A 26,242-nucleotide genomic window follows, 5' to 3' on the forward strand; every position below is an offset into this window, starting at 1 on the left:
GGGCTCAGCGGTTCTGCAGGACGACGTCGGGCGCCCTGACGGCCCCCAGCACCCTGGTGATGATCGTGTCGGCGTCCACGTCGTCCGCGAGCGCCTCGTACGACAGCACGAGGCGGTGCCGCAGCACGTCCAGCGCCAGCTCGGACAGGTCGTGCGGCAGGACGTAGTCGCGTCCGCGCAGGAACGCCAGCGCCTGGGCGCCCGTGACGAGCGCGATGGACGCCCGCGGGCTCGCCCCGTACGTGACGTACCGCTCCAGCTCGCCGAGCCCGGCCGTCGCCGGCGAGCGCGTCACGGACACCAGCCGGACGGCGTAGTTCACGATCGCCGGATCGACGTACACCTCCCGCGCGCGGGCCCGCATCGCCATCAGCTCCTCCGCCGTCACCATCGGCTGCGGCGGCTCCGGCGGGCGCAGCGCCCGGCCGACGATCGCCTGCTCCTCGGCCTGCGTCGGATAGTCGACGACCACCTTCATCATGAAACGGTCGACCTGCGCCTCCGGCAGCGGGTACGTGCCCTCCGACTCGATCGGGTTCTCCGTCGCCATCACCAGGAACGGCTCAGGCACCCGGAACGTCTCACGCCCGATCGTCACCTGGTGCTCCTGCATCACCTCCAGCAGGGCGCTCTGCACCTTGGCGGGCGCGCGGTTGATCTCGTCGGCCAGCAGCAGGTTCGCGAACACCGGACCCAATTCCGTCTTGAACTCCCCGGAATGCTGGTGGTAGACCCGCGTGCCCACCAGGTCGGCCGGCACCAGGTCGGGGGTGAACTGCACGCGCTGGAAGCTCCCGGCCATCGCGGCGGCCAGCGACCGCACCGCGAGCGTCTTCGCCAGGCCGGGCACCCCCTCCACCAGCAGGTGCCCGTCGGCGATCAGCGCGACGGCCATGCGCTCCAGCAGCACGTCCTGGCCGACGATCGTCCGTTTGACCTCGAACAGCACCTGTTCGAGCGGATGAGCGGACTCCAGGGGGTTCGTCGAGGTCATACCGTTCCTTCGCTCGTGTCGGCGGCCGTCGTGTTCCTGCTGCGTCATATCTCCGGCCCCGGCTCGCCGTCCCCTTCGTCGCCCAGGGCCACGCCGATCGGCACCGCGAACGCGATCCCGGCGAACGCCTCGTCCCCGCCCGGGTCCGCGATCGAGACGACGATCCCGATGACCAGGCCGCGCGCGTCCAGCAGCGGCCCGCCGGAGCTGCCCGGGTTCACGGAGGCGTCGAACTGGATCAGCCCGCTCAGATCGCCCTTCTCAGCCGACCGGTTCAGCCCCGACACCACGCCCGTCGAGACGCTGTACGCCAGCCCCAGCGGGTTCCCGATCGCCACCACGGGCGCCCCGACGGACACGCCGCCGCCGATCGTCGCCGGCACGACGATCTCCGGCAGCTTCGCCGGCTTCAGGGTCGCCACGTCCCGCTTCGGGTTCGACGACGTCACCACGGCCTTCGCCTTCGTGCCGTCGGCGAACGTCAGGTTGACGTCCTTGGCGCCCTTGACCACGTGATGCGCCGTCAGGACCGTCCCGTCCTCGGCCGCGATCACCCCGGTGCCGAGCGACTTCCCTGCCTGGATCACCACCACCGACGGGCCGACCCTCTTGTACACGTCCGGCACCGTCAGCGACGCGCTCGGCGTCGGCGTCGGGCTCGGCCTCGGCGCCGCCTCACCGCCGCCGGTGGCGCTGCCCAGCCAGTACGCCAGCACGGCCACGACGACCAGCGCCCCGGCCCCGGCGCCCCACAGGCGAGCTTTTCCGGCCCCGGCTCGGTGAGCCTCGGCCTGGTGAGCCTCGGCCGCACCCGCCTGCTGCGGCACGTGCTCCATCGCTCCATAGTCGTAAATCTCTGCTCAAAGTGCCACAAACTCCACCTGAGAACTCCATGAGAACCGGTCGAGCGTCAGCCGTCCTTCAACTCCGCGAGCAGATCCTGCGAGTACGCGATGCGCCCCGTCAGCTCAGCGGCGGGCCGATGGCACAGGGCCAGAGCGGCGTCGGCCATCACCGCCGGCGGCTCGTTGTCGGGGGCGTCCTCGGTCGTGAGGTGATGGAAGAGGGTGCCAGGGGTGGGGACGACCTGGTTCGGGGAGAGCGCGTTCACCGCGATGTTGTCGGCGTACAGTTCGGCGGCCAGGCCGGTGGTGAAGCGTTCGAGGGCCGCCTTGCACATGCCGTACACCGTCAGGCCGATGCCGGCGTACGCGCCGGGCGGGAAGGTCGGGTGGCGGGCGGCGATGGAGGAGATGTTGAGTATCCAGCCCGCGCCCCGCTCCCGCATCCCGGGGATGACCAGTTGGGCGAGGTGGAAGGGCGCGTTCACCTGCACCTCGAACATCAGCCGGTAGCGGCGGTCGGTGAAGTCGCGGACCTGCGCGAAGTAGGTGACGGCGGCGTTGTTGACCAGGATGTCGACGGGGCCGTACCGCTCCTCGGCGGCCTGGACGAGCGCCACTCTGTCCTGCTCGCGCGACAGGTCGGTGGCCTGGGCGAAGGCGGTGCCGCCCGCCGCCTCGATCTCCGCGACGGTGTCGCCGAGCGTGCCTTCGAGCCGGCTCTGCGCCGCCTCGACGGTACGGGCGGCGGCGACGACCTTCGCCCCCTCGGCGGCCAGCCGCACGGCTATGGCGGCGCCGATGCCTCTGCTCGCTCCGGTGACGACCGCGACCTTGCCCTTCAGTGCGCCCATGGCTGCCCTCTCGCCGTCTCGGGGATTGCTCCTCAGGGCGATACTAGAACGATATTCGGCAAGTGGCGGGGCGCATCCTCATGGCAGGATTCGTCAGCATGGGTCCCAAGATCGTGGCGTTCGTCGCTCTGGTTCTGATCGGCGCCGGCGTTCTCACCGGGTTTCTCCCCGTCACGGCGGGCGGGCACGAGTGCGGGTCGGCGTTCGTCGAGGCCGTGCCCGATGAGATCCTCTCCCCGATCGCTTCCTACGCCTGGCCTTTCCTCATGGACGAGTGCCGGGACGTGCGGAGTCTGGTCCGGATTCCGGCGATCGTGCTCATGGCGGCCGGTGGCGTCACGATAGGTGCCGCGGTGCTGATGCGCTGGCGTATCAGCCTGGCGAGAGGTTGACGCCGCCACTCCGTCACTCACCATCGGGCGTGCGCGACACAGTCAGTCACGCGCCACCGGGCCTGCGCGCGCCGCACGTCGGGCAGCCCGGCCGCTGGGGGACGGCTCGGGAGTGGATCTCCAGCGGCCAGAAGTCCACCTCGCTCCACCGATCCCCCAGCGCCGCCGGCAACCCGGCCAGGATGCGGATCGCCTCCCAGGCCAGGATGTTGCCGACGAGACCCGACAGCGCCCCCATCGCGCCCGCCTGGTCCCGCTTGCCGACCAGGGTCTCCATGCCGTCCCGCCCGTGGTCGGCGAAGGTCTCGGCGCGTACGCAGGACCAGCAGGCGGTGCGGCCGGGAATGATCGAGGTGCCCAGCACGCCGATGTGGTAGGCGTAGCCGGTGCCCATGATGTGCGGGATGTCGGGCCAGCAGGCCTCGCTGACCCAGCCCGCCACGTCGTTGGGGGTGGGCAGGTCGGCGGCGTTGATGACGATGTCGGCGCCCTTGACGACGCCGGCGAGGTCGGCGGCGCCGCCGATGCGCAACTCCACGGCCTCGGCCTCGATGAACGGGTTGACCTCGCGCAGCCGGGCGGCGGCGGCGTCCGCCTTGGGCGCGCCCACGTCGGCCATCCTGAACAGCACCTGACGGTGGAGGTTCGAGACCTCGACGCGGTCGAAGTCGCAGACGCGGATGCGGCCGACGCCCGCACCGGCGAGGGCGAGCGCCACCCAGCCGCCCAGGCCGCCGACGCCGCAGATGACGGCGGTCGCCTCGCCGAGGCGGCGCTGGAGGGCGGCGCCGCTCGTCTCGGGGGACCAGCCCACGTCGCAGAAGTCCTGGAAGAGCCGTAGCTGGCGGTCGTAGAATTCGGCGCGCGCCACACCTAAAAGGCGAAATTCCCGCTCCGGGGCGGCCACCCCGCTCAACAGCCGCTCATGCTCCAGTATTCGCACGACTTCGGCCACCCGGCGGCCCGCGTCGGCGGCGCCCGCGCAGGCGAGCGCGCCGATCTCGTCGATGGTGCGCGTACCGTCGAGAAGGACCACCACGTCTTTCACGAATTCGTCGCAGGCGAATCTCTTCACGGTCCGCTCGGCCAGGCACAGGAACAGCAGCGTGCCGCCGTCCGCCTGCACGATGACGCTGTCACGCAGGCGTGGGCGCGATGCGGTGTCGGCCACGGACATGCCTCCTACACGGCTGTGGGTGAAGCCGGTAATGCTTCACCCACAGGACGCTACCCGAGCCGGCGTTTCAGTTTCCGTGCGAGTTCGACGCGGTCACGGCACCGACGCGCAGCGGGACTTCTTCGACCTTGACCATCGCGGGTCGTCGCTCCATCGCTTCCCTTTCTCCTGCTGATATCGTCCCGCCGCATATCATGCCGAGTTCGGGGTTGTTCGACATAGAGTCTTACTGAGCATTTTTCACCGGGAAAACTCGTTGAGTTCGCGCACCCCCGCGTCGAGCTCCTCGGCCACCCCGCACCGCAGCAGCCGCCCGTACAGGCCCTCGCCGGTGTGGCCCAGGCGGCGGATCCTGGCGGCGCGCTCGGCCATCTGCACCTGCACGTTCCTGACGAGCGTCTCGGGACGGCCCCGCCACCCGTACGCGTCCAGGAACCGGCGCAGCCTGGCGGGCCGGGTCTCGAACGCGGTGAACCCCGTCAAGGCGTCCACGTGACGGGCGTGCAGCGGCACCCAGCAGTGCGCCACCAGCGCCACCTCGGCGTCCACCGTGGTGGGCCCGGCGAAGTCCCAGTCGAAGAAGCCGGTCAGCCGCCCGCCCCGGTGGGCGGCGTTGAACGGGCCCGCGTCGTTGTGGCCGATGACCAGGCCCGGCGACCAGCGCGCGCCGGTGCGCCAGCGCGCGTCCGGAGGCGGCACGAAGTCGGCCACGGCCCGATGGTAGGCGCGCAGCCAGTGCGCGACCTGCACCAGCGTGTCCTCGCTGCGGGTCCACGAGGGCCACACCGCCGCGTCGCCCGTGGTGTCGCCCTCCAGGTACGTGAGCACCTCGTGCCCGTCGTCGTCCACGCCCAGCACGCGGGGCGCTCCGGCGAACCCCTTGCGCTCCAGGTGGCGCAGCAAGGCGTGGACCGCGGCCGTCCACTCCCGCACCGGCCGCCGGACGGTGGCGCCGACGCGGACCGCGCCCGCGTCGTTGCCCCCGCCGAGCCGCTCCCCCGCCATGAGGGCATCGTGCCTGGCGACCGCACCCCCATCAAGGCCAGGACATGCTTTCTTACCATGTGGTAGAAAATGGGGATGTACGTGGTTCCGCTTCCTCGTCTCCTGTCGTCCACCGGGCTCGGCGCTCTCACGCTGCCCGGCTCACCACGGGTGGCGGTGCCGTCCGACGACCTGCTCGGCCTCGGCCGGATCGTCGCGTCCCTGATCGATGGCGGTGAGGCGCGGGTGGGCGGTGAGGCTGAGCTGGTGCTCGCGTTCGGCGCGGGTGAGGGCGAGGAGTACGAGCTGGTGGTGACCGGGGAAGGCGCCACGGTCACGGCGGGAACGGCGGAGGGCCTGTTCCGGGGCGCGACGACCTTCGCCCAGCTCGTCACCCCGGGCCGCACGGTGCCGTGCGTGCGGGTGAGCGACGGCCCGGCCCTGGCCTGGCGCGGCCTGTCGCTGGACGTGGCCCGCCACTTCTTCACCGTAGAGCAGGTCAAGAAGGTCATCGACCTGCTGGCGCTGTACAAGTTCAACGTCCTGCACCTGCACCTCACCGACAGCCAGGCGTGGCGGCTGGAGATCGCCGCGTGGCCCCGGCTCACCGGCCGGGAGCACTACACGCGGGACGACTACCGCGAGATCGTCGCGTACGCGGCCGACCGGTTCGTCACGGTGGTGCCCGAGATCGACATGCCGGGGCACGTGCTGGCCGCCGTCCAGGCCTATCCCGAGCTGGGCGGCCGGGACGAGCCGGCGCATCCGCTCGTGCCGTTCCTCGACCCGCGGGCGGAGGTGGTGTGGAGGTTCGTGGCGGACGTGCTCGGCGAGGTCGCGGCCCTCACCCCGGGGCCGTACCTGCACATTGGCGGCGACGAGGCGTTCGGGATGCCGGAGGAGCTGTACGCGGCGTTCGTGAGCCGGGCGCTCGGCCTGGCCAGGGCGACGGGCAAGCGGGTCGTGGGCTGGCAGGAGGTGAGCCGCTCGGGGGCGCTCACCGCCGCCGACGTCGCGCAGTGCTGGGTGGGCGACGGGGACGCGTTCGACGCGGAGGCCGCGCGCGAGACGGCGCCGCCGAGCTATCACGCGCTCATCGACCTCGCGGCGCGCGCGTTCGAGCAGGCGCCGCACGACGTGCCCGCCGCGGTGCAGGCGGGGGCCGCCGTGCTGGCGTCGCCGAGCCGGGTGCTGTACCTGGACCGGCGGTACGCGGAGCCGTCCGTGCTGGCGGAGCAGAACGAGCGGCGGGAACGGGTCGGGTTCGCCTCCTACCGGCCGATGACCAGCAGGGAGTACTTCGGGTGGCAGCCTGGCGAGCTGGTGGAGATCCCTGACGGCGCCCGGCTGGCCGGGGTGGAGGCCGCCGTGTGGTGCGAGACGGTGAAAAGCTTCGACGACCTGGCGTTCCTGCTGCTGCCCCGGCTGGCGGGGGTGGCGGAGAAGGCGTGGACGGAGCATGCCACGGCGTGGGAGGACTTCCGCGAGCGGGCCGCCGGGCACGTCTCCTGGTGGGAACGGCTGGGCTGGGACGGCTACTACCGTTCCGCCGAGCTCTTCGCGTAGGCCTCGAACGCCTCGCGCCGCGCCCGCTGGGCGGCGACGTCGGCGACCGGGGCGGCCAGCAGCAGGCCCCGCGTGTACGGGTGGCGCGGCTCGCCGGTCACCTCCGCCGCCGAGCCGGTCTCCACGATCTCACCCCGATGGATCACGGCCACCCGGTGCGCCATGAACCGCACCACCGCGAGGTCGTGCGAGACGAACAGGTACGAGACCCCCGACTGCTCCTGCACCTCCAGCAGCAGGTCGAGCACCGTCCGCTGGGTGGTGAGGTCGAGCGCGGAGACAGGCTCGTCGCACACGATCAGCTTGGGGTCGATCGCCAGCGCGCGGGCGATCGCCACCCGCTGCCGCTGTCCTCCCGAGAACTCCCTGGGCAGCCTCCGCGCGGCGTCGGCGGGCAGGTGAACGCGGTCGAGCAGCCGCGCCACCCGCTCGCGCGCGACGCGGGCGCCGAGCCCGAGCAGGGGTTCTGCGAGCGTGTCGCCGATCGTCCTGGACGGGTTGAGCGACGTGTACGGGTCCTGGAAGATCACCTGGAGGTCGCGGGCCAGCTCCCGGCGCCGCCGCCCGGTGAGGCCGTCGATGCGCCGCCCGCCGAACGTGATCGTCCCGGACGCGACCGGCACGAGGCCGAGCACGGCCCTGCCGATCGTGGTCTTGCCGGAGCCCGACTCCCCCACCAGGCCCAGCGTCTCGCCGGGCGCGACGTCGAGCGACACCCCGCGCAGCACCCGCGTACGCGGCGCCCGCCGGCCCTTGCCGGGGAAGGAGACGTGCAGGTCGTCGACCGTGAGCAGGGCGTTCAAGAAACCTCCAGCACTGCGTCGAGCAGCTTGCGGGTGTAGGGGTCCTCAGGGGCGCTCAGCACCTGCCCGGCCGTGCCGGTCTCGACGATGCGGCCCTCGCGCATGACGGCCACCCGGTCGCACAGGTCGGCGACGACGCCCAGGTTGTGGGTGACGAGCAGCACGCCCAGCTCGCGCTCGCGTTGCAGCCTGCGCAGCAGGCCGAGCACCTCCGCTTGCACCCTGACGTCGAGCGCGGTTGTCGGCTCGTCGGCGATGAGCAGCTTCGGGTCGCACGACATGGCGCCCGCGATGAGCACGCGCTGGGCCATGCCGCCGGAGATCTCGTGCGGGTAGGAGCGGAAGGCCCGCTCGGGGTCGGCGATCTCCACCTGCGCCAGCAGCTCCAGGACGCGCGCGCGGGCCTCGGCCCTGCTCAGGCCCAGCTTGTGACGGATCGGCCCGGCGAGCTGACTGCCGATCGTGAAGGCGGGGTCGAGGTTGCTCATGGGCTCCTGGGGGACGTAGGCGACGACGGTCCCGCGCAGCGCCCGGTGGCGGCGTTCTGGCAGGCCGACGATCTCCGTGCCCTCGATCGTGATGCTGCCGCGCGCGACCCGGCCGGTCTCGGGCAGGATGCCGAGGATGGCGAACGCGGTCTGGGTCTTGCCCGATCCCGACTCGCCGACCAGGCCGACGATCTCTCCCGCTCGTACGTCGAGGTCCACCCCGTGGACGACCTCGCGTCCGGGATAGGCGACGGCCAGGTCCCGTACGGACAGCAGGCCCTCACGCGGCTCACCCGGGATCGCGGCCACCACAGCGGGCGCAGACGCGGACGCGGACGCGGACGCAGCCGCAGCCGCAGGCGCAGGCGCAGGCGCAGGCGCAGGCGCAGGCGCAGGCGCAGGCGCAGGCGCGGCCGGGGCGGGCCGCCTGTCCTCCAGCGCGTCGCGCAGCGCGGCGGCGAGCAGCACCAGCGCCCCGCTGGTCAGCCCCAGCGCGAGCCCCGGCCACAGCAACAGCAACGGCGCCCGCTGGATGTTCTTGAACGCCTCGTTCAGCATCGCCCCCCACGTGGGCACGTCCCCGCTGCCGATGCCCAGGAACTCCAGCCCCGCCTGCAGCCCGATGGCGATCCCGGAGACGAGCGCGATCTGGATGATGATGGGCGCGCGCACCACGACGAGGATGTGCCGGGCCACGATCCGGGTGTCGCTGAGCCCCGACACCCTGGCGGCGTCCACGTACAGCTCGTTGCGCACCCCCGCGACGATGCCGCGTACCAGCCGGAAGAAGGCGGGCGCGACGAGGAAGCCGAGCACCACCATGAGCACCCACACGGTGGAGCCGAGGATCGCCCGTGAGGCGAGCAGCACCACCATGGCGGGCAGCGCCATGATCAGGTTGACGGTCCAGCTCGCCGCCGAGTCGAACCAGCCGCCGTAGTACCCGGCGAGCAGCCCCGTGGGCACGCCGAGCGCGAGCGCGACGGCCAGGGCCAGCGCCGCGCCGCCGAGGGTGTTGCGGCCGCCGTGCAGCAGGCGGGCCAGGATGTCCCGGCCGGCCGAGTCGAAGCCGAGGGGATGGCCGGCCGACGGCCCGGCGAACGCGTCCCGCAGGCTGGAGGCGTCCGGGGGCTGCGGGCTGAGCGCGGGCGCGAACAGCACCGCGAGCAGGATCGCGGCCAGGACCAGCGCGGAGACCAGCCCGAGCGGATGCCGCAACGTCCGCACGAAGGTGCTCATGCGAGCCTCGCCTTCGGGTTGAGCCAGCCGATGAGGACGTCCACGACGAGGTTGACGGCGATCACGCCGATCACGGTGAGCATGACCAGCGCCATGATGACCGGGATGTCGCCACGCGTGGTGTAGGTGACGGTCATGCTGCCGATGCCCGGCAGCCCGAAGATCTGCTCCACCAGGACGGCGCCGCCGAGCAGCCCGACGAACTGCATGCCGAGCACGGCCAGCGCGGGAGCCGAGGCGTTGCGCAGCACGTGCCTGCCGACGACGCGCGACGGCGGCAGCCCCCTGGCGCGCAGGGTCCGTACGTAGTCCTGGCGCAGCACCTCGATCACCGAGCTCCTGACCTGCTGGGCGACGCCCGCGACTGACCCGACCGACAGTGACAGCACGGGCAGCAGCACCGTGGACAGCCACCCGGTGAAGGACTCGCCGATCCCGACGTACCCGATGGCGGGGAACCACCGCAGGCGCACCGCGAAGACGAGCACGATGACCAGCGTGACCAGGAAGTTCGGCAGCGCGTAGCCGAGCACGGAGAAGACCTGGACGAACCGGTCCACCGCGCCGCGCCGCACCCCCGCCCAGACGCCCAGCAGGAACGCGGCCACCGCCGTGACGAGCGTGACCCCGGCCATCAGGCTGATCGTGACGGGCAGCCGGTTGGCGACGGCGCGGACCACGTTCTCGCTGGTGAACCAGGAGGTGCCGAGGTCGCCGCGCACGGCGTGGGCGAGCCAGTCCAGGTACTGGACGAGGACGGGCCTGTCCAGGCCGAGCGCGGCGTTCTTGGCGTCCACGAGCTCCTGGGACGCGCTCTGCCCCAGCAGTTGCCTGCCCACGTCGAGGCCGGGGATCGACAGCAGCGTGTAGGAGAGGAAGGAGATCACCAGCACGAGGAGGAGCCCGGCCGCGAGCCTGCGCAGGACGAAGCCGAGCATCACTGCGCGGGCGCGTAGTTGTAGATGGCGGGCACGGCCATGCCGTCCTGCGGCTTGATCGTCACGCTTCCGTCGGAGACGTGCAGGTACGTCATCCGGTAGAAGGGCATGAACCAGCCGTCGGCGACGAGGTGCTCGTTGAGCGCCTGGAGGTCGGCCTTGGCGTCCCGCGCGGTGCTGCCCTGGATCCTGGGCAGCAGCTTCTTCACGGTGTCGTCGGTGTAGCCGAACATGTTGAACGCGCCGGGCAGCACGACCTCGCCGACCGCCACCCAGTCGGCCGACGACTGGCCCATGTTCATGACCATGCCGGAGTAGGCGCGGTCCTTGAAGATGCGCTGGACGGCGGAGCCGGGGTCGAGGTCGTCCCAGACCAGCTTGACGCCGACGGCGCCCAGGTCGGCCTGGAGCGAGGCGGCCAGCGCGTCGGAGACGATGGCCGGGATGCGCGGCAGCTTCAGCGTGAAGCCGCTCTCGTGGCCGGCCTCCTTGAGCAGCGCGCGGGCCTTGGCCTGGTCGAAGGTGTAGTACGTGTCCAGCTCCGGCTTGTAGGCGGCCGTGGCGGGCCCGAAGACCTGGCTGGTGACGGCGCCGCGCCCCTGGCGGATCTTGGCCAGCATGGTGGGGCGGTCGATCGCGTAGTTCAGCGCCTGCCGGACGCGGGGGTCGCGCAGCTCGGGCGTGACCGCCCCGGCCCGGTCGAACAGGAACACGCCCTGGAAGTCGAACTCCTGCTTGGCGGTCTTCACCTTCGGGTCGCTCTCGACGCTGATCTGCTGGTCGGCGTCCTGGATGAGGGCGGCGTTGAGCTGCCCGGTCTTGATGCCGTTGACGATGGCGGTCTCGTTGTCGAAGTAGCTGATCGTGATCGTGTCGTAGGGCAGCTCGGCGCCCCAGTAGCGGGCGGTGCGGGTGAAGACCCACTTGGTGCCGATCACGGTCTGGCCCTGGTCCAGCTCGTACGGCCCGGTGCCGCCCGGCTTGGTCTTCAGGGTGTCGTCCTGGGCGAAGTCCTTCGGGTTGGCCATGAGGCCGGCGGCGTCGCTCAGGTAGTACAGCATGGCCGGGTTGGGCTTGCTCAGCACGAGCGTGACGTGGGTGGCGTCGGCGACGTCGATGCTCTTGACGTCGTCGAGCGTCTTGGCCTGGGCGCCGCCGCCCTCGCGGAAGCGCTCCATGTTCGCCTTGACGGCCTCGGCGTCGAACGGCGTGCCGTCGTCGAACTTCACGTCGCCGCGCAGGGTGAGGCTCAGCTTGGTGAGCGCGTCGTCGTAGGACCACTCGGTGGCGAGCATCGGGCTGTACGTGCCGTCGGGCTCGCGCTTGATCAGCGTGTCGTAGACCGCCTGGAAGAACGGCAGCGCGCTGCCGTTGGCGTCCTTGGGGTCGAGGCTCTGCGGCAGGGTCATCGTCGCGATGTCCAGTGTCGTGCGCGCGCCGCCCGCCGTACCGCCGCCTCCGGGGCCGGAACAGCCGGCGATCAGGCTCGCGGTGACGAGGAGGGCTGCGGTGGCGGATCTCTTCATGGCGCTCACTCCGTCTCGTTTGCCGGGGAGCATACACCGCAAAACTAACCACGTGGTAGGTTTAATTCTCGCGGGCTACTCTCGCCCTACCACGGCACGTAACCGCAGAAGGGCAGGCCGGTGAGCGAACCGACGCCACGTCGAGGCAGCAAGGGAGAGCGCACCCGCGCGCGCATCCTCGACTCCGCCACAGAGCTGTTCTCGCGCTCCGGCTTCCACGCCGTGTCGCTGCGCGACATCGCCGCGCACGCCGGGCTGACCCACGCCGGCCTGCTGCACCACTTCCCCGGCAAGGAGAGCCTGCTCATCGACGTGCTCAGCCGCCGCGACGAGGTGGACGGCGAGCTGATGCACGGGCGCGACGTCGACCTGTCACCGGAAGAGCTGCTCGACCGCATCGTCGACCAGGTGGCCAGGAACATGGGCACCCCCGGCCTCGTCGGCCTCTACGTCAAGATCTCCGGCGAGGCGGCCGACCCCGGCCATCCCGCCCACGACTACTTCGTCAAGCGTTACCGCAGGCTGCGGCGGCAGGCGGCGTGGCTGCTCGGCATCCTGTTCGCGCGGTCCACACCGCCACTGCCGCACGATCCTGGCGCGGTCGCCGCCCAGCTCATCGCGCTCATCGACGGGCTGCAGACGCAGTGGCTGCTCGACCCCGACCAGGTGGACATGCGCGCCGCGGTGATCACGTTCCTGCGGCAGCTCGGACTGGACCCCAAACCCTAAAAGGATGCTCGGATGAAACTCACCCTGGTGGAGAAGGCGTCGCTGACGTCCGGGAGCGGCACCTGGCACACCACGGCGGTGCGCGACGTGGTGCCCGCACTCACGCTGTCCGACGGCCCGCACGGCATCCGCCGTCAAGGCGGCTCCCCCGCTGACGGCGACGCGCTGGGGCTGCGCAGGAGCGTGCCCGCCACCTGCTTCCCGCCCGCCGTCGCGCTCGGCTCCTCCTGGGACCCCGCGCTCGCCCGGCGCGTGGGCGCCGCCCTGGCCGCGGAAGCCGTCGCGCTCGGCGTGGACGTGGTCCTCGGGCCCGGCGTGAACATCAAGCGCTCCCCGCTGTGCGGTCGCAACTTCGAGTACTTCTCCGAGGACCCGCACCTCACCGGCGTGATGGGGGCGGCCGTGGTGAACGGCGTCCAGTCGCTCGGCGTCGGGGCGTGCGTGAAGCACTTCGCGGTCAACAACCAGGAGACCGACCGCATGCGGGTCAGCGCCGACGTGGACGAGCAGACGCTGCGCGAGATCTACCTGCCCGCCTTCGAGCACATCGTGCGGGAGGCGGGGCCGTACGCGGTGATGTGCGCCTACAACCGGGTCAACGGCGTCCACGCCAGCCAGCACCGGTGGCTGCTGACCGACCTCCTGCGCGGGGAGTGGGGGTTCGACGGGCTGGTGATGTCGGACTGGGGTGCGGTCAACGATCGGGTGGCGGCGCTGGAGGCGGGGCTCGACCTGGAGATGCCGCCCACAGGCACCGACGACGAGATCGTGGCGGCGGTGCGGGACGGGCGCCTGGCCGAGTCCGTCCTGGACGTGGCGGCCGGACGGGTGCTCCGCCTGGCCGAACGGGTGCGCGCCCGGCCACGCCATGACACCTGGGATGCCGACGCGCACCACGAGCTGGCCCGGGAGGCCGCCCGCGCCTCGGCCGTGCTGCTGAAGAACGACGGCGTCCTGCCGCTCGCCCCCGGCCTGCGCGTCGCGGTGCTGGGCGAGCAGGCCCGCAGCCCGCGCTACCAGGGCCACGGCAGCTCCCACGTGGTCCCCACCAAGCTCGACAACGCCCTGGACGCGCTGCGCACCGCGATGGACGTGACGTTCGCCCCCGGCTACCGGCCCGACGGAACACCCGACCCCGATCTGGAGCACGAGGCGGTGCGCACGGCCGCCGACGCCGACGTGGCCGTCGTGTTCCTCGGCCTGGCGGACGCCGAGGAGTCCGAGGGCTTCGACCGCACCAGCCTCGACCTGCCCGCCGGCCAGGTGGCGCTGCTGCGCCGGGTGGCCGAGGCCTGCCGGAAGGTCGTCGTCGTGCTCTCCAACGGCGGCGTCGTCTCGGTCGCCGGCTGGCAGGAGCACGCCTCCGCCGTACTGGAGGGGTGGCTGCTCGGCCAGGCGGGCGGGGCCGCGCTCGCCGACCTGCTGCTCGGCACGCACAGCCCGTCGGGACGCCTCACCGAGACGATCCCGCTGCGCCTCGCCGACGTGCCCTGCCACCTGCACTTCCCCGGCTCCGACGGGCACGTCCTGTACGGCGAGGGCCGCTACGTCGGCTACCGGCACCACGACACGCTCGGCACCGAGGTGGCCTACCCCTTCGGCCACGGCCTCACCTACTCCAGCTTCGCCTACTCCGACCTGGAGGTCCGCGAGACCGGCGGGAACGAGTGGCAGGTGGAGTTCACCGTCACCAACACCGGGGAGCGGCACGCGCAGGAGGTCGCGCAGCTCTACGTGGCCTTCGAGGAGGAGCGGCCCACCCGTCCCCGCCACACGCTGCGCGGCTTCGCCAAGGTCGGGCCCGCGCCGGGGGCGAGCGAGCGGGTGCGGCTGCCGCTCACCGGGCGCGACCTGGCCCAGTGGTCGGTGGAGCGCGGCGGCTGGCGGATCGAGCCCGGCTCCTTCCTCGTCGAGGTCGGCGCGTCCTCCAGGGACATCCGGCTGCGGGCCGAGGTGCGCACGCCGGGCGACGGCCACGTGACGCCGCTGACCGCGATGTCCACTCTGGGCGAGTGGCTGGCGCACCCGGTGGGCGGGCGGGTGCTGAAGGAGCGGCTGAGCGGGGCGGCGGCGGGCCTCGCCGAGGCGGACCCGGCGCTGCTGGGGCTGGCGCTCGGCATCCCGCTGATCAAGTTCCGCACGTTCGGGCTGGGTCTGACGGCCCAGGTCGTGGACGACCTCCTCGCCGCCGTCCGGGCCGGGTCCTGAACGCCTTTCGAACCGCCGGTGCCGTCAACCGCCGCTCCCCCATCCGCCCCTGTCACCCATCGGCCTTCAACCGGGGCTGCGGAGGGTGCGGCGCACGGCCAGGCCGCAGAAGGCCATCGAGGCGAGTACCAGAATCCCCGCCTCGGTCCACTGGAAGCGCCAGAACCGGGACGCCGGATGGTGGTATATCGCGTACCGATACCCTTTCTCGAACAGGCACGCCTGCCAAGCCTCCGCGTTCCTGCTGCTCTGTCCCGCGTCCACCCGGCGCGGGCAGCCGGTGCCGACCGGCTCGGCGACCTCCTTCCCTGACGGCTCCACCCAGGCGGAGCTCACCAGCCGGGCATCGGGATCGTCGAGCAGCACGGTGCCGGACAGCTCGATCCGCACCGGCTCGGCGTAGTGGTCGCTCACCTGGAACAGCGCGAACATGGTCACCACCACCCCGGCGACGACCAGCGCCATCGCGGGCAGCGTCCGCCGGAAGAGGGTGCCGGCCAGCGTGCCCAGCGCGAACGCGTACAGCCACCACGCCGCCGGCTCCACCCCGACCATGTTGAACACACCGATGTTGCCGAACGCGGAGTCGACTCCCGCCCTGAACACGGGCCGCCACATGCTCACCATGAGCGACAGGAGCAGCCCCCCGGCCACGACCGCCGCGCCCAGGACCGACAGCTTGACCGCCAGCCACCGCCACACGGGCACGGACTGCGTCCAGGCCAGGCGGTGGGTGCCGCGCTCGTACTCGCGGCCGAGCAGCGGCGCTCCCCAGAACGCCCCGATCAGCGCGGGGGCAACCAGCGGCATCCAGCCGAACACCGAGTAGACCGCGTCGTAGCGCTGCCCGAGCGCCACGGCCACGTCACCGCACGCCACGGCGGGTCCCGGGCAGCCAGGCGGGGCGTGCTCGGCCACGTACCGGCTCGCCTCGATCGCCGAGCCCAGCAGCAGCACGCCCAGCAGCGCCAGGAAGCCCGCCGTCACAAGGATCTGCGCCCGGTGCTGGCGCCAGGTCACCCAGATCACGCGTCCACCCCCGTCGGAGCGGGCAGCGCCGCCGCCTCAGGGCTGCGCAGATAGCCCATGACGAGCTCCTCCAGCCCAGGGCGCCGTGCCTGCCAGCGCGGATCGGGCGGGCAGGCGCCCCTGACCAGCATGCTGACCTGCCTGCCGGTACGGCTCGCGCTCACCACCTGGGCCCCCGCCGCCGACGCCCCGTCCGGGCCGGTCAGCACGAGATGCCCGTCGAGCAGCTCTTCGATGTCGCCGCTGACCTGCGACCGGCCGCCGTTCAGCACCACCAGCCAGTCGCACGTCTCCTCCAGATCTGAGACGACGTGCGAGGACAGCAGCACGGTCAGCTCCCGATCGGCCACCTCCGCCATGATCGAGCGCATCACGTCGTGGCGGGCGAGGGGGTCGAGGTTGGCCAGCGGCTCGTCCAGCACGAGCAGGTCCGGCCGGACGGCGAGCGCCAGCGTGACCGCCACCTGCGCCTGCTGCCCACCCGACAGCGCGCTCACCTTCCGCTCCAGCGGAATGCCCAGCCGGGCGAGCCGGGCAGCGGCTGCACTGCCGTCCCAGCGGCCGTTCATGCGGCCGCCCCAGCGGTGGTCCACACGGTGGTTCATGCGGCGGCCGAAGGTGAGCATCTCGGCGACGGTGAAGCCCTCGTACAGCGGCTTGTCCTGCGCCACGAACGCCACCTCGCCGGCCGCGCGGACGCTGCCCCGCGCGGGACGCAGCAGGCCGACGGCCGCGTGCATGAGCGTGGTCTTGCCCGCGCCGTTCGGCCCGACGAGCGCCGCCACCCGTCCGGCGGGCACCGACAGCGAGCAGTCGCGCAACGCCCACGTGTGGCGGTAACGCACCCCCAGCCCGGTCGCCTCCAGCGCGGGCGTCCCGCCGCGCCCTCCTCCGCTGGACACCACGCCGCGCCGTCCCCTGCCCGACGCCACCTCGCGCCCTCCTCTGCCGAACCTCACGCCGCGCCCTCCTTCGCGGCATCGGCCGTCACCACGCTGAACAGCGCCCGCAGATCCTCCTGATCGAGCCCGGCCGCGCGGGCCTCACGCACCCAGACCTCCAGACTGCGCCGCAGCCGCGTGTGCTCGGCGAGCGTCGCGCCCGCGATGCCCTGCCGGACGAACGTCCCCATCCCCGGCCGCCCCTCGACCAGCCCTTCGCGCTCCAGCTCCCGATACGCCTTGAGCACCGTGTTGGGGTTGATGGCCAGCCTCTCGACCACCTCGCGAGCGGTGGGCAACTGGTCGCCTGGCCGCAACGTGCCCAGCCGCAACGCCTGTTTCACCTGGTGAACGAGCTGAAAGTAGGTCGCCACCCCCGAACCCTTGTCCAGGTTGAACTCGATCACCCGCAACACCCTTTCACTAATCGAATAGTGAAAGGGTGTTGGACGTGCCCGCCCCGTGTCAACCGGCGGCTCGGAGTCCGTTCGAACGAGCGACCTCGCCCAGCCACCGCGCACTGGGCTTGGCGTCCCGCGCGAACGTCTCCCTGTCCACCGACACCAGCCCGAACGTCGGCGCCCACGAGCCCCACTCGTAGTTGTCCAGCAGCGACCAGTGCAGGTATCCGCGCACGTCGGCCCCCTCCGCCAGGGCCGCGTGCAGCCCGGCCAGCGCCGCGCTCGTGTACTCCACGCGCTCGGCGTCGTCGGCGGTGGCAATGCCGTTCTCCGTCACCAGGATCGGCACGCCGGGCAGCTTCCCCGCGGTGTGCCGGACGGCGTCGCCCAGCGCGTCCGGGTAGAACTCCCAGCCGGTGAGCGTGCGGCGGGCGCCGTCGGGCACGGGCAGCGCGCCCTGCCTGCCGATCCGCACCCGCGTGTACGCCTGCACGCCGACGAAGTCGTCCCCCTTGGCCGCCTCCAGGAACTGGTCCTCGCGGGGCCACGCCCACGCGTCCCGCTCGGCCTCGGCGCCGTCCTCGGCCTGGAAGTTCTGGTTGGCGATGGTCCAGCCCGCCCGCAGCCCCGCCGCGCCCAGCTCCTCGCGGGCGGCCCGGTGCGCGGCGACCAGCGCGTCGGCCATCGCCTGGTCGGGGGCCGCCATGGCGCCGGCCACGCCTGGCTCGCGGTGCCCGTCCCTGATCGCCTCGGCCATCATCGCGAGCATGTTGGGCTCGTTGATCGTGCACACCCAGGGGACGCCGTCGAGGATCGGCAGCACGGCCCGCACGTACGCGCGGAACCGCCCGGCCGCCGCGCCGGACCGCCACCCGCCCTCCCGCTGGAACCACATCGGGCTGGTGAAGTGGTGCAGCGTCACGATCGGGGTGATGCCCCGCTCCAGGCAGCCCTCCACCATGCGGCGGTAGTGCGCGAGGTGGGCCCGCGACACCTGCCCCTCGACCGGCTCGACGCGCGCCCACTCGACGCCGAACCGGTAGGCGGTCAGGCCGAGGTCCCGCACCAGGTCGAGGTCCTCCGGCCAGCGGTGGTAGCTGTCGCACGCGTCGCCGCTGCGCTCGGGCAGCCGGCTCTCCAGCCCCCACAGGTCGCTGGCGACGTTGTTGCCCTCGATCTGGTGCGCGCTGCTCGCCGCACCCCACAGGAAGCCCTGAGGAAACGAGATCCCCATCCCACCGTCCCTTCGTCATTGCAGTAGATGCAAAACTTACCAGGTGGTTAGAAACGGTGGAATGAGGTCCGGCTCAGCGGGTGTAGAGGCGGTACGTGGCCAGGACGTTGAGCCGGTGCAGGTTCCGGCACAGGTCGAGCATCGCCCGGCCGACGACGTCCTGAGGGATCCGGTACGCGGCCAGCGCCGCCGTCAGCACCGGATCGAGGCCGTCCGCCCACGGGTCGGTGCACGCGGCCGTCGTCTCCTCCAGCGTGCGGCCGGACTCCACCGCGGCCAAAACCTCGTCGTGCAACCGTTCCAGATAGGCGAGCAGGGCGTCGATGGCGGCGTGGCCGTTACCGGCGGGCCCGTGCCCCGGCACGATCGTCTCCAGGCCGGGCAGCGCCTCCTTCATCCTGCGCAGCGTTGCCACGTACGGCTCGGGACCGCCCTGCAGCAGCATGTGCGCGATGCCCGCGTGACACAGCAGGTTCCCCGTCCAGGCGGCATGCGCGTCGGGAACGTGCACGACCGTGTCGCCGGGTCCGTTCCCGGGGCCGAAGTGCCACAGCTCGACCGTCCGCCCACCCAGATCGATCTCGGCGAAGGCGTCGAAGACGACGTCCGGCCTGCGCCATCGGGTCACCGCGTCCAGCAGGGACTCGTCGCCGTACATGTTGCCCGACCTGAGCTGCTTCTCGTAGCCGAGATCGGCCATGTTCTCCTTGTTCGCCCGCGACGACACGATGACGGTGTCCTCGGGGAAGGCCAGGTTCCCGAAGGTGTGGTCGCCGTGGTAGGTCGTGTTGACCAGGTAGCGCAGCGGCCGGTCGGTCAGCCCGGCGGCCACGCCCTGGATGAGCGTGGACACCTCCGGGGTGATCCCCGCGTCGATGACCAGGGCGGCGTCCCGGCCGGCGACAAGCCCGTTGTTGTCCTTGGGCGGGATCGTGGCCATGAGCGCGTGCACGCCGTCCGCGAGGGCGGTGGGCGTCAGGCGCAGGCCCGCGGGCGAGAGATTGGGCCCGGAGTACCGGCTCGGCCGCTCGGCCAGCTCGCGGTCCGGGATGTGCGCCGTCATCATGCCTCCAGGAGTGCGCCGAGGCGCTCGAACAGCAACGGCACCTGCTTGCCGAGCTGGGCGCGGACCAGGTGCTCCGCCATCTTCGGCACCCCGTCCAGCTCCAGCCCGAACTCCACCCGGCACCCGCCGGCGGACGGGCGCACGGCGTACCTCTGGGTCACTCCTGGACGGACGCCCTCGGCGGTCCGGATCGTGAGCCGCTCTCCAGGGACGTACTCGGTGACGGTGAGGTCGAGCTCGGTGCGCCGTCCCATCACCTTGCGCACCTGCGCGACCGCCGCGCCCTCGCGCGGCGGCCCGTCCACGCGCGCCTCCAGGACGTCCGCCTGCCAGGCCGGGTACCCCTCCAGATCGGACAGGACGGCGAAAACGGCCTCCGGGGAGTACGGGTAGCCGGCGGCGTGCTCGATGGTGATCACGGGTGGCTCCTCAGGAGCTGAGCGGTGAAGGGGTTGAGCTCGATCGGGGCGTCCTTGCCGATCACGACGGTTCCGCCGAGATTGGTCAGGTGATCGCCGATTACGGCGTTGGGCTCGAAGGCGAACGTCATCCCGGGTGCCAGGGGCAACTCGCCCCCCATGGTCGGCACGTCGAACAGCCGGCCGTACCGCGCCGCCTCGGGCAGCCGGTGCAGACCGGCGCCGAATCCGCAGACCGGGCCCATGGGGTTGAGCGTGTGGATCAGCGGGTGGACGTTCCAGGCGCCGGCGTCGCTCAAAGGCGCCCGCATGGCCTCCACCACGTCGCCGAAGGTGTTGCCTGGACGGGCCGCGGCCAGGCCCGCCTCGTAGCTCGCCCGCGCCACCTTCGCGCCGGCCTCGATGTCGGGGTGCGGCTCACCGACGGCGATGGCGACCTGGTGCTGGGTCTCCTTCATGCCGAAGCGGCAGAACACCTCGGCCATGACCACATCGCCCTCCTCGATGACGCGCGGCGCCTGCGGCCGGTAGGACCAGGCGGGCGGTCCCCACGAGACGAAGCCCGGACCGGACGACAACAACATGCCGGGGGCGGCCAGCCCGCGCCGGAACGCCGCCGCCATGCCGGCCGCGTAGACCTCCGCCTCGCTGACACCCGGCCGGGCCGCCGCCAGCATCGCCTCGGCCATGGCGTCCCCGGTCCGCGCCGCATGCCGGACGACCGCCAGCTCCTCCTCCGACTGGCAGATCGTGGCGAACAGGTAGCTCAGCCCGACAGGCCTGAAGCTCACCTCGGGCAGCTCGGCCAGCACCTGGCTCCACAACCCGTGCGGCATGATCGGGTTGATGTGGAAGGGCGGGTAGGGGTCCAGCCCCAGCACCCCGACCGCCGCCGTCTCCAGATGGTGCTCCCGCAGCACCTCCACCACGCCCGCCGCGTGCCTGGCGACGCGGATGCGCTCCGGCGGCATCCACAGCGTCTCGCCGCGCCGGCCGGCCTCGATGTGGTCGGCGACGGGGAGCGTGGACCAGGTCAGCTCGATGGGGTCGGCGTCGCGGCAGAAGATGACGATCGCGCCGGGGCGGTCGTTGGTGAAGTAGACGTCCGGCGCGAACGGCGCCAGGTCCGCGCACTCGTGCTCGCCGTACACGATGAGAGCCTGCACGCCCTCCGCTTCCATGATCTCGCGGGCGAGCGCCCAGCGGCGGTCCCGCTCCGCCAGTGAATAGGTGGGGATGTTCATGCCGCCGAGGCTAGGAAGCCGTGCCGTACGACCGCCTCCGTCACATGACGGTAGTGACCGCGACGGCACCCCGGCGTGCTTAGGTCACCACGAGCCTGGCCAGCTCGGCCCGGGTGGTGATGCCCAGCTTGGGGAAGGCCTTGTACAGGTGGTAGGCCACGGTGCGCGGGCTGAGGAAGAGCTGCGTGCCGATCTCCCGGTTGGAGGCACCGGCCGCGGCCAGCCGTACGACGTGCAGCTCTTGCGGGGTGAGCGCGGCCAGCGGATCCCGGTCGCGTTCGCGGGAGGCGAGCGACACTCCGGTGGCGCGCAGCTCCGCCGCCGCGCGGTCGGCCCACGGGTGGGCGCCGAGCCTGGCGAAAGTCTCCATGGCGGCGTTCAGATGGGCGCGCGCCTCGGCGCGGCGCTGATGGCGGCGCAGCCACTCGCCGTACAACAGCTCGGTGCGCGCCTGCTCGAACGGGTGCTCCGCCTCGCGGTGCAGGGCGAGGGCCCGCTGGTAACGCGCACCGTCACCGGTCACCAGGGCCTGGCAACGCTCCAGTACGGCCAGCGCCCACGGCTGCCCGGTGGCCCGCGCCCAGGCGGTGAAACGATCGAGCGCCGGGTGTGCCCGCTCGGCGCTCCCGGCCCGGACCGCCGCCTCGACGACGTCCGGGCAGGCGTAGCGCCAGATGAAGGCGTGCCGCGCCGGGCCGGCGGCGATCCGGTCCATGCGGTCCAGCACCGAGGCGTAACGGCCCGCCCCCAGGTCCAGCATGACGAAGGCGTAGCCGGCCCAGCCCGCGCCGGTCATCCACGTCTCGGCCGCGAGCGCCCGCTCCATCAGCTCCCGGCACTCCTGCTCCGCGCCGGCCACCGCGGCGAGCCACGCGGAGACGCCGGTGAGGTAGTTGTGCCAGTACGGCTGGTCGATGTCCGCGGCGATCTGCAGCCCCTCGCTCACGCTCGACCGCGCGGCGTGATGCCGGCCGTTGATGATCTGCGCGGCAGCCTGCAGCATCATGGCCTGCGGCAGGCGTCCGACCCGTCCGGCCCGGCGGCATTCCGCCACCAGGTCACCCGCGTCGGCCAGCATCGCGCGCTGGCTGCCGTGCACGAAACCCAGATTCGTGGCCATGACCCGCAGCTCGAACGGGAGCGTCGGCTCGCTCAGCCCGGCCCCGGTGGGCGAGGTGATCGCGGCCATGTCGTCGCCCTCCAGCAGACCGCACACCTCCCGGTTGAACTCGTCGATCACACCCAGCGGTCCTTCGAGGAGCGGGATGAGCTCGGCGGTGCGGCGGGACAGGGCGATCTGGTCGGGGTGGGGCGGGCTGCTCCAGGTGAAGATGATGGCCAGGCTCAGCATGGACAGCGCTGTCTCCGGGTCGGTCTGGCCCAGGGCTTCGACGCCGCCGTGGAGCAGGCGGGTGGCCTCCAGCGGCCGGCCGTCCTGGAAGGCCAGCATCGCACGTACCCGCGCCAGCTCGGCCCACACCGCCGGTCCAAACGCTGCGCCCGGCACCGCCGCGGTCGGCACGGTCGGCAGCACGCCAGACGGCGCAGCAGGCGGCACGGTCTGCGGCATGGGCGGAGAGCCCGCCGGGGAGCCGGCGGGTGAGGCGCGGCGGGTGAGTTCTTCGGCGCGCCGCCAGAGGCCGGCGTCCAGGGCGGCCGACGCTGCCGCGGCCCAGCGGCGGGCCCGCGCGGCCGGCTCGGCGGAGAGCTGGGCCGCCCGCTCGTAGCCCGCCGACGCGGCCGCACGGCCACCGCGGCTCGCGGCGCGGACGGCGGCCTCCTCCAGCGCCCCGGCCACCTGCTCGTCGGGGCCCATGGCCACCGCCGCCAGATGCCAGGCCCTGCGGTCCTCGTCGGTCGCCGTGGCCAGAGCCTGGTGCGCCGCCACGCGCTGGGCGACGTCCGCCGCCAGCCGCGCCGCCGTACGGACGAGGGGATGGCGGAAGACCACGCCCGCCCCCGTGATGCGGAGCAGATCGGCGCGTTCGGCGGCGGCGAAGTCGGTGAGCGAGACTCCCATGCCGCGCAGGGCGCGGTTGAGGGTGTCGAGGTCGCCGCTGTCGTCCAGCGCCGCCACCAGCAGACAGGCCCGGGAAGCGGCGGGAAGCTGCTGGATCCGGACGCGGAAACCGGCCAGCACCCGCCCGGCGACCGGTTCCGCGCCGCCGAGGGAGAACGCCAGCGGGGCAAGGGCGCCGGCCCGCTGGTCCGGCGTGAGCGTGTGCGGCAGTTCGAGCAGCGCCAGAGGGTTGCCCTGGGCCTCGGCCACGATCACTTCGCGTGCGGCCAGCGCGAGCCACCCAGCCCGCTCCGCCAGCAGCCGGGCGGCCGGCTCCTGTGCCAGCCCCGTCAGCCGCAGCTCCGGCTGGCCCGGGGTGAGGAAGTTCCCTCCGTCGTCGCGCGCGGCGAACACGATCACGATGGGCTCGGCGTACAGGCGGCGGGCCACGAACAGCAGCGCGTCCGCGGACTCCTGGTCCAGCCAGTGGGCGTCGTCCACCAGGCACACCAGCGGCTGGTCGGCCGCCAGCTCCGTCAGCAGGCTCAACGTGGCGAGCCGGATGAGGAAGCGGTCACCGGCCGCCGCCCTCCCTAGGCCCAGCGCGCTCATGAGGGCGTCCGCCTGCTGCTCCGGCAACGCGCCGATGTGGTCGAGCATCGGCCGCAGAAGCAGGTGCAGGGCGGCGAACGGCAGCTCGGCCTCCGACTCGATCCCGCTGACCCGCAACACCCGGGCCTCGGCGGTGGTGGCCGCGTGTTCCAGCAGGGCGCTCTTCCCGATCCCTGCCTCACCTCGCAGGACCAGCACGCCTGTGCGGGCGGCGAGAAGCCGGTCGATCGTCGCCTGTTCCGCCTCTCGGCCGTGCAGCATGGTCATAGTCTCCCCCACCGGCTGCGGGCGGCTGGCCACCATCCGAGGAGCCGTAGCGATGGGCGGTGGCCGACGGGCGTCACCAGGGTGCGTCGGCCGTGGGTCAAGATGATGGTCCCGCGTCCCGAGTCGGCGATTTCTCCCCGTCCAACCCTCAAGCCACGAAAAGATGGGGCCGAAGTGGCAACACGGCCCCGCACCGCGACCCAAGTAAGGTGCCATGATCGACCAAGCCGACCTCCTCCCCCTCGCCCTCGAGGACCCGCGGCAGATCTCCCGCTACGCCGTCCAGGCCCGTCTGGGCGCCGGCGGGCAGGGCGTCGTCTACCTCGGACGCGACCCGAGCGGGCGACAGGTCGCCATCAAGGTGCTCAGGGCGGACGGCCTGCCCGACCCGCAGGCGCGCGCCCGCTTCGCGCGGGAGGTGGAGGCCGCGCGCAGCGTCCCGCAGGCGCACACCGCCGCGATCCTGGACGCCGACGTGCTGGGCGAGCGGCCCTACATCGTCAGCGAGTACGTCCCCGGCCTGTCGCTCCAGGCGACGGTGGAACGCAACGGCGTCTTCACGGGCAACGCGCTGGAACGGCTGGCCACCCACACCATCACCGCGCTGGCGGCCATCCACGGCGCGCGGGTGGTCCACCGGGACTTCAAGCCGGCCAACGTGCTGATCGGGCCGGACGGGCCGCGCGTGGTGGACTTCGGCATCGCCCGCGCTCTGGAGTCCGACGGGCACATGACGAGCTCCATGCTGGGGACGCCGCCGTACATGGCGCCCGAGCAGCTCAGAGAGCAGCCCGCCGGGCCGCACACGGACGTGTTCGCGTGGGCGGCCACGGTGGTCTTCGCCGCGACCGGCGGCCCGCCCTTCGGCCAGGGGCCCTTCCCTGCGGTGGCGCACCGCATCCTGCACGCCGCCCCGAACCTGGACGGCGTGCCCGCGCCGCTGCGCGACGTGCTCGCGCGCTGCCTGGCCAAGAACCCCGGCGAGCGGCCGACCTCCCTCCAGGTGCTGCAGTCGTTGATCGGCCACGGCACGGTGGTGGAGCCGGAGGCCCAGCGCCTCGCCCTCCAGCAAGCGCCTCCGCCCGGAGTGCTCACCCAGCGACCAATCGGAGGGCCGGGCGCCGGGGCGGGCGGCGGACCGGGCGCCCGGGCAGGCACCGGGTGGAGCGGCGGGCTCGGCACCGGGCCGGGCGCTTGGGCAGGCGGCGGGGCGGGCGTTGAGATGGGTGGCGGGGCGGGCGAGTCGCCCACCGCGCCGGCGAGGCGGCGGACGGGCCTGCTGGTCGGGGCGGTCGCCGCCGTGCTGGTCGTCTTCGCCGCCTGCTCGGTGGCCATCCTCCGGTACGCCGCCACGGGCGACGCCGACCCCGCCGCCTCGCGCACGACCGGCGCCGCCGCGGGAACGGCCGACCCCGCCAGCCCCGGAAACACCGGCAGGAACCCGACCCCCGGCACCACCACCCCGGCAGGCGCACGCCACCGATGGCTGCTCCACGAAGGCACAGGCACGCGTACCGCCGACTCGGCGGGTCCGGCCGAGCTGCTGTTACGCACCGGCACCCGCTGGGCCCCCCACTCGCCCGCCCCGAACACGAACGCCCTGCTGTTCGACGGCGTCAAGGCCTACGCCGCCACCGAGGAAGCAGCGACCATCGACCCGGCGCGCAGCTTCACCGTCACGGCCCGAGCCCGCATCGACCGGCTGCCGGAGGAGTCGAGCTTCGCCGCCGTGCTGAGCCAGGACTCGACCGAGGACGTCTTCTCTTACACCCTCCAGCACATGTGGTGCACGGGAGCGGGCGAGCCGGACGGCTTCTGCCCGGCCGAGGGCGCGTACTGGTCGTTCTCCGTGCACGGCACCAGCGACTTCGACGCGACCAGGGTCGTCTCCCGCACCACCGCCGAGCTGGGCGCGTGGGTGCGTCTGACGGCGGTGCACGATCAACCGGCCGGCGAGATCCGGATCTACGTGAACGGCAGGCCGGAGGGCGCCAAGGCCATCGCCGAGCCGACCCGCCAGGCTTCGGGCCCCTTCTATCTGGGGCGGGCCACGTACGTCACCGCCGTGGACTTCTGGCCGGGCGCGGTGGCCGACGTGGCGCTCTGGGACCGGGCGCTGTCGGACGAGGAGATCAGCAACACCCTCAATTGAGTCACCTGACAATAAACCTAGACAAAGCGGACAGCCCGCCGTTAGATTGAGGGCGCTCCAGTGGGGGCCCACTGGAGCACCAAAAGCTTCCGAACGGCCGCGTTCCCAGTCGGCTCCAAGCCATGGACAAGAGCCCGC

The 26,242-nt window shown here is 72.5% G+C and carries 22 protein-coding genes; 5 read left to right on the forward strand and 17 right to left on the reverse strand.

What is annotated here, in order from left to right; genetic code table 11:
• Positions 1–4: 4 nt before the first annotated feature.
• The 3 genes from ABD331_RS25125 to ABD331_RS25135 form a co-directional block, all read right to left on the reverse strand.
• Entirely contained in the window at positions 5–994 is a 990-nt protein-coding gene (locus ABD331_RS25125; protein WP_344479173.1) for an AAA family ATPase, read from the reverse strand.
• A gap of 44 nt (positions 995–1,038) precedes the next feature.
• The gene (locus ABD331_RS25130; RefSeq protein ID WP_344479177.1) at positions 1,039–1,830 is read right to left on the reverse strand and encodes a S1C family serine protease; all 792 of its coding nucleotides are present in this window, start codon (positions 1,828–1,830) and stop codon (positions 1,039–1,041) included.
• A gap of 74 nt (positions 1,831–1,904) precedes the next feature.
• On the reverse strand, positions 1,905–2,690 hold the full coding sequence (locus ABD331_RS25135) for an SDR family NAD(P)-dependent oxidoreductase (RefSeq protein WP_344479181.1): 786 nt from the start codon (positions 2,688–2,690) through the stop codon (positions 1,905–1,907).
• Positions 2,691–2,752: 62 nt separating this feature from the next.
• On the opposite strand from ABD331_RS25135, the gene ABD331_RS25140 reads away from it, so the two are divergent.
• Positions 2,753–3,082 (forward strand): hypothetical protein, encoded by a 330-nt coding sequence (locus ABD331_RS25140; protein ID WP_344479185.1) that lies wholly within the window; start codon positions 2,753–2,755, stop codon positions 3,080–3,082.
• A gap of 46 nt (positions 3,083–3,128) precedes the next feature.
• On the opposite strand, the gene ABD331_RS25145 is transcribed toward ABD331_RS25140, so the two are convergent.
• Both ABD331_RS25145 and ABD331_RS25150 read right to left on the reverse strand, forming a co-directional pair.
• Positions 3,129–4,253: a HesA/MoeB/ThiF family protein gene (locus tag ABD331_RS25145; protein ID WP_344479189.1), complete on the reverse strand. Its 1,125-nt coding sequence runs from the start codon at positions 4,251–4,253 to the stop codon at positions 3,129–3,131.
• A gap of 246 nt (positions 4,254–4,499) precedes the next feature.
• Entirely contained in the window at positions 4,500–5,264 is a 765-nt protein-coding gene (locus ABD331_RS25150; RefSeq protein WP_344479194.1) for a protein kinase family protein, read from the reverse strand.
• A 75-nt stretch (positions 5,265–5,339) separates the two neighbouring features.
• Between ABD331_RS25150 and ABD331_RS25155 the strand changes: the two genes are divergently transcribed.
• On the forward strand, positions 5,340–6,809 hold the full coding sequence (locus ABD331_RS25155; RefSeq protein ID WP_344479197.1) for a family 20 glycosylhydrolase: 1,470 nt from the start codon (positions 5,340–5,342) through the stop codon (positions 6,807–6,809).
• Here the strand turns inward: ABD331_RS25155 and ABD331_RS25160 are convergent.
• The 4 genes from ABD331_RS25160 to ABD331_RS25175 are packed head-to-tail and all read right to left on the reverse strand — an operon-like array spanning position 6,782 to position 11,803.
• Complete coding sequence (locus ABD331_RS25160) at positions 6,782–7,612, reverse strand: ABC transporter ATP-binding protein (protein ID WP_344479200.1); 831 nt, start codon at positions 7,610–7,612, stop codon at positions 6,782–6,784. The two genes, ABD331_RS25155 and ABD331_RS25160, sit on opposite strands and share 28 nt — an antisense overlap.
• A complete protein-coding gene (locus ABD331_RS25165; protein WP_344479203.1) occupies positions 7,609–9,339 on the reverse strand; it encodes a dipeptide/oligopeptide/nickel ABC transporter permease/ATP-binding protein in 1,731 nt (576 codons plus the stop codon). Before ABD331_RS25165 ends, ABD331_RS25160 begins: the two co-directional genes overlap by 4 nt.
• On the reverse strand, positions 9,336–10,277 hold the full coding sequence (locus ABD331_RS25170) for an ABC transporter permease (RefSeq protein WP_344479205.1): 942 nt from the start codon (positions 10,275–10,277) through the stop codon (positions 9,336–9,338). Before ABD331_RS25170 ends, ABD331_RS25165 begins: the two co-directional genes overlap by 4 nt.
• A complete protein-coding gene (locus ABD331_RS25175; RefSeq protein ID WP_344479208.1) occupies positions 10,277–11,803 on the reverse strand; it encodes an ABC transporter substrate-binding protein in 1,527 nt (508 codons plus the stop codon). The genes ABD331_RS25170 and ABD331_RS25175 overlap by 1 nt, the downstream gene beginning before the upstream one ends.
• A gap of 120 nt (positions 11,804–11,923) precedes the next feature.
• Between ABD331_RS25175 and ABD331_RS25180 the strand changes: the two genes are divergently transcribed.
• The gene (locus tag ABD331_RS25180) at positions 11,924–12,532 is read left to right on the forward strand and encodes a TetR/AcrR family transcriptional regulator (protein WP_344479211.1); all 609 of its coding nucleotides are present in this window, start codon (positions 11,924–11,926) and stop codon (positions 12,530–12,532) included.
• A gap of 12 nt (positions 12,533–12,544) precedes the next feature.
• Positions 12,545–14,740: a glycoside hydrolase family 3 C-terminal domain-containing protein gene (locus ABD331_RS25185; RefSeq protein WP_344479214.1), complete on the forward strand. Its 2,196-nt coding sequence runs from the start codon at positions 12,545–12,547 to the stop codon at positions 14,738–14,740.
• 66 nt (positions 14,741–14,806) lie between these two features.
• Here ABD331_RS25185 and ABD331_RS25190 read toward each other — a convergent pair whose 3' ends face one another.
• The 8 genes from ABD331_RS25190 to ABD331_RS25225 all read right to left on the reverse strand — a co-directional run bounded on the left by ABD331_RS25190 (position 14,807) and on the right by ABD331_RS25225 (position 23,946).
• Positions 14,807–15,769, reverse strand: coding sequence for an ABC transporter permease (locus ABD331_RS25190; RefSeq protein WP_344479217.1), 963 nt, complete (start codon positions 15,767–15,769; stop codon positions 14,807–14,809).
• Positions 15,766–16,728: an ABC transporter ATP-binding protein gene (locus ABD331_RS25195; RefSeq protein WP_344479220.1), complete on the reverse strand. Its 963-nt coding sequence runs from the start codon at positions 16,726–16,728 to the stop codon at positions 15,766–15,768. The genes ABD331_RS25190 and ABD331_RS25195 overlap by 4 nt, the downstream gene beginning before the upstream one ends.
• Positions 16,725–17,117, reverse strand: coding sequence for a GntR family transcriptional regulator (locus ABD331_RS25200; RefSeq protein ID WP_344479222.1), 393 nt, complete (start codon positions 17,115–17,117; stop codon positions 16,725–16,727). Before ABD331_RS25200 ends, ABD331_RS25195 begins: the two co-directional genes overlap by 4 nt.
• A gap of 58 nt (positions 17,118–17,175) precedes the next feature.
• Complete coding sequence (locus ABD331_RS25205; RefSeq protein WP_344479223.1) at positions 17,176–18,345, reverse strand: glycoside hydrolase family 1 protein; 1,170 nt, start codon at positions 18,343–18,345, stop codon at positions 17,176–17,178.
• A 73-nt stretch (positions 18,346–18,418) separates the two neighbouring features.
• Positions 18,419–19,408, reverse strand: coding sequence for an MBL fold metallo-hydrolase (locus ABD331_RS25210; RefSeq protein WP_344479226.1), 990 nt, complete (start codon positions 19,406–19,408; stop codon positions 18,419–18,421).
• Positions 19,408–19,830 (reverse strand): SRPBCC family protein, encoded by a 423-nt coding sequence (locus tag ABD331_RS25215; RefSeq protein ID WP_344479229.1) that lies wholly within the window; start codon positions 19,828–19,830, stop codon positions 19,408–19,410. Before ABD331_RS25215 ends, ABD331_RS25210 begins: the two co-directional genes overlap by 1 nt.
• Positions 19,827–21,074: a M24 family metallopeptidase gene (locus ABD331_RS25220; RefSeq protein WP_344479232.1), complete on the reverse strand. Its 1,248-nt coding sequence runs from the start codon at positions 21,072–21,074 to the stop codon at positions 19,827–19,829. Before ABD331_RS25220 ends, ABD331_RS25215 begins: the two co-directional genes overlap by 4 nt.
• Before the next feature lie 79 nt (positions 21,075–21,153).
• On the reverse strand, positions 21,154–23,946 hold the full coding sequence (locus ABD331_RS25225; protein ID WP_344479235.1) for a helix-turn-helix transcriptional regulator: 2,793 nt from the start codon (positions 23,944–23,946) through the stop codon (positions 21,154–21,156).
• Positions 23,947–24,166: 220 nt separating this feature from the next.
• On the opposite strand from ABD331_RS25225, the gene ABD331_RS25230 reads away from it, so the two are divergent.
• Positions 24,167–26,104 (forward strand): protein kinase domain-containing protein, encoded by a 1,938-nt coding sequence (locus tag ABD331_RS25230; protein WP_344479237.1) that lies wholly within the window; start codon positions 24,167–24,169, stop codon positions 26,102–26,104.
• Positions 26,105–26,242: the final 138 nt, after the last annotated feature.

The organism is Nonomuraea monospora (assembly GCF_039531895.1).
GTDB lineage: Bacteria > Actinomycetota > Actinomycetes > Streptosporangiales > Streptosporangiaceae > Nonomuraea > Nonomuraea monospora.

Bases quoted from the DNA above. Each gene is read 5' to 3' on its own strand.
- ABD331_RS25175 (WP_344479208.1), bottom strand. From the start codon at position 11,803: ATGAAGAGATCCGCCACCGCAGCCCTCCTCGTCACCGCGAGCCTGATC.
- ABD331_RS25205 (WP_344479223.1), bottom strand. From the start codon at position 18,345: ATGGGGATCTCGTTTCCTCAGGGCTTCCTGTGGGGTGCGGCGAGCAGC.
- ABD331_RS25125 (WP_344479173.1), bottom strand. From the start codon at position 994: ATGACCTCGACGAACCCCCTGGAGTCCGCTCATCCGCTCGAACAGGTG.
- ABD331_RS25230 (WP_344479237.1), top strand. From the start codon at position 24,167: ATGATCGACCAAGCCGACCTCCTCCCCCTCGCCCTCGAGGACCCGCGG.
- ABD331_RS25220 (WP_344479232.1), bottom strand. From the start codon at position 21,074: ATGAACATCCCCACCTATTCACTGGCGGAGCGGGACCGCCGCTGGGCG.
- ABD331_RS25155 (WP_344479197.1), top strand. From the start codon at position 5,340: ATGTACGTGGTTCCGCTTCCTCGTCTCCTGTCGTCCACCGGGCTCGGC.
- ABD331_RS25210 (WP_344479226.1), bottom strand. From the start codon at position 19,408: ATGACGGCGCACATCCCGGACCGCGAGCTGGCCGAGCGGCCGAGCCGG.
- ABD331_RS25150 (WP_344479194.1), bottom strand. From the start codon at position 5,264: ATGGCGGGGGAGCGGCTCGGCGGGGGCAACGACGCGGGCGCGGTCCGC.
- ABD331_RS25165 (WP_344479203.1), bottom strand. From the start codon at position 9,339: ATGAGCACCTTCGTGCGGACGTTGCGGCATCCGCTCGGGCTGGTCTCC.
- ABD331_RS25185 (WP_344479214.1), top strand. From the start codon at position 12,545: ATGAAACTCACCCTGGTGGAGAAGGCGTCGCTGACGTCCGGGAGCGGC.
- ABD331_RS25130 (WP_344479177.1), bottom strand. From the start codon at position 1,830: ATGGAGCACGTGCCGCAGCAGGCGGGTGCGGCCGAGGCTCACCAGGCC.
- ABD331_RS25135 (WP_344479181.1), bottom strand. From the start codon at position 2,690: ATGGGCGCACTGAAGGGCAAGGTCGCGGTCGTCACCGGAGCGAGCAGA.
- ABD331_RS25225 (WP_344479235.1), bottom strand. From the start codon at position 23,946: ATGCTGCACGGCCGAGAGGCGGAACAGGCGACGATCGACCGGCTTCTC.
- ABD331_RS25170 (WP_344479205.1), bottom strand. From the start codon at position 10,277: ATGCTCGGCTTCGTCCTGCGCAGGCTCGCGGCCGGGCTCCTCCTCGTG.